Here is a 2,250-nt window from a genome sequence, read left to right on the forward strand (position 1 = left end):
TGGGCTTCTCAAGCTCCCAATCCCTGCAATCTCAAATGCCTCCGCATCCGAAAAACAGACTCCCGCTCAATCGCTTAGAGGCTTGTTCACGGACGACGAACTATTAGGATGAAACGCCGCTCTGATAGAGATCGCAACCGACAGTAAGCCCGAGATTAGCACCTTCGGTCTACGAAAGCAGGCGCCGGCGGCTTGCCATGACTCATAAGCGTTTTGACGGCGAGCGTGCCTGATTGCAATCGACGAAGCGGCAGCTGATCACGCTGAACATCCGGCACTTCGTCGGCCACTATCCAAACACCTTCTAAACATCGGATCAATCCAGCGCCGGATTTCTGCCCGCGAAAGCCTTTTGCATGCCCCTGTCCGGCTATTTTCGGGTCACTTACGGGAGTGCGAGGCCGCTCCTTCGAATGCCGCGCACTCGACTTCCGACCCAGATCGTTGCAGCTACCGCGAGATGGTCTCGATGGAGTTACATCGGCGGGAACGCCGACCGTGTACTTCCGTAAGGCTGATCAGCGATTTGCGCCTGCCGAGATCATCCTTTCAGACGTGTCGACCCTCGTCTATTGGGAATCCTGCGTCGTGGATATCAGAATTGCTGAATTTATGCGCTGTTTAATCATCTGCGTCGTAGGTGACACTGCTCTTTCGCCTAAAACATATCTCCAAGTCAGGAGATTGCAAATGAAGGTGGGTGTTCCCAAGGAAATCAAGACACACGAATACCGTGTGGGCCTTACGCCTGGAGCTGTCCGCGAATACGTGGCGGCCGGTCACAACGTGCTGATCGAAACGAATGCGGGCGCCGGGATTGGGGCAACCGATGAGAACTATCGTAAGGCGGGCGCAACGATTGTCGGCTCCCCTCAAGAGGTGTTCGCCTCGAGCGAGATGATCGTAAAGGTCAAGGAGCCCCAGCCTTCTGAGTGGGCCCAATTGCGAGAGAATCAGATCCTCTTCACTTATTTGCATTTGGCGCCGGATCCGGAGCAGGCCAAGGGGCTCCTCGAGTCTGGGTGCACGGCAATTGCGTACGAAACCGTGGCAGATGGACATGGTGGGCTTCCTCTGCTCGCACCTATGAGCGAAGTCGCAGGCAGGCTGGCGATCGAAGCGGCCGGTGCTGCCCTCAGACGCCATGCAGGCGGTCGGGGACTGTTGATTGGTGGCGTGCCCGGTGTCCCGGCGGCCCGGATCGTGGTGGTCGGAGGCGGCGTGGTCGGCACGCATGCGGCACGGATGGCGGCCGGCTTGAGCGCTGAAGTCACAATTCTCGAACGCTCGATCCCCCGACTTCGCGAGCTGGATGAACTGTTCGAAGGGCGCGTCCGCACCAGATTTTCAACGATGGACGCGGTCGAGGAAGAGATATTTGCGGCGGATGCCGTCATCGGTGCGGTGCTTGTGCCCGGCGCGAGCGCGCCCAAGCTTGTCAGTCGGGGCATGCTGAGTTCCATGCGCAAGGGATCCGTGATCGTAGATGTCGCCATCGATCAGGGCGGGTGCTTCGAGACATCGCGCCCGACGACACACGCAGATCCAACTTACGAGATTGATGGCGTCATCCATTACTGCGTCGCCAATATGCCAGGAGCTGTTCCGCTCACCTCCAGCCAGGCACTTAATAACGCGACCCTTCCATTTGGTTTGGCTCTCGCTGGCAAGGGATTTGCAGCCGTGCTCGAAAATCCGCATCTGCGCGCAGGTCTCAACGTTTATCGAGGCCAGCTGACCTATAAGGCCGTGGCCGAGAGCCTCGGCTTGCCATTCTCACCGATCGAACGGGCTGCGGCCTGATCCCAGAGGTTCCTCCTTGGGACGTTTCCTCCCTGACTTGGGGGCCACTCCTTTGTGGCCCCTTTTTTGGTCGTCTCCTAACTGGGATTGTCCAGATAGAGTGCGCGCTAAAACCGGCGCTCTCGGGCGCAAGGCCGTCTGCGATGCCGTCTGTGCTGGTTCTCACAATCTTCCAGGTTAAGGACACGACCGGCCATTCACAGATGGTGGGCTTGTACCAGCGTAAATCCGAGCGCACGCGCGTTGCGCATGAGGTTGTCTCGCTGCCGAGAAGCTTGCACCCTAGAGCTTCGGCTTGGTCAGAAGCCGTAAATCTCTTCTGCAGCGTACTCGTCCGAGGACGAGCCGTCTTGCGGGTTTTTCCGGTCTGTCGCTGACTGTCGGTATGGATATCCTTACTGAGAGTCGTCAAGCGAGCCGCCTTGAAGTTGTGGAGACCGGTGGGCG

The 2,250-nt window shown here is 58.3% G+C and carries 1 protein-coding gene; it reads left to right on the forward strand.

What is annotated here, in order from left to right:
* Positions 1 to 690: 690 nt before the first annotated feature.
* Positions 691 to 1,803, forward strand: coding sequence for an alanine dehydrogenase (gene ald, locus QQL28_RS45540; RefSeq protein WP_284276398.1), 1,113 nt, complete (start codon positions 691 to 693; stop codon positions 1,801 to 1,803).
* Positions 1,804 to 2,250 lie beyond the last annotated feature (447 nt).

It is taken from the genome of Bradyrhizobium iriomotense (genome assembly GCF_030160715.1).
GTDB lineage: Bacteria > Pseudomonadota > Alphaproteobacteria > Rhizobiales > Xanthobacteraceae > Bradyrhizobium > Bradyrhizobium iriomotense.

Coding starts and splice junctions, on each gene's coding strand:
- ald (WP_284276398.1), top strand. CDS start 691: ATGAAGGTGGGTGTTCCCAAGGAAATCAAGACACACGAATACCGTGTG.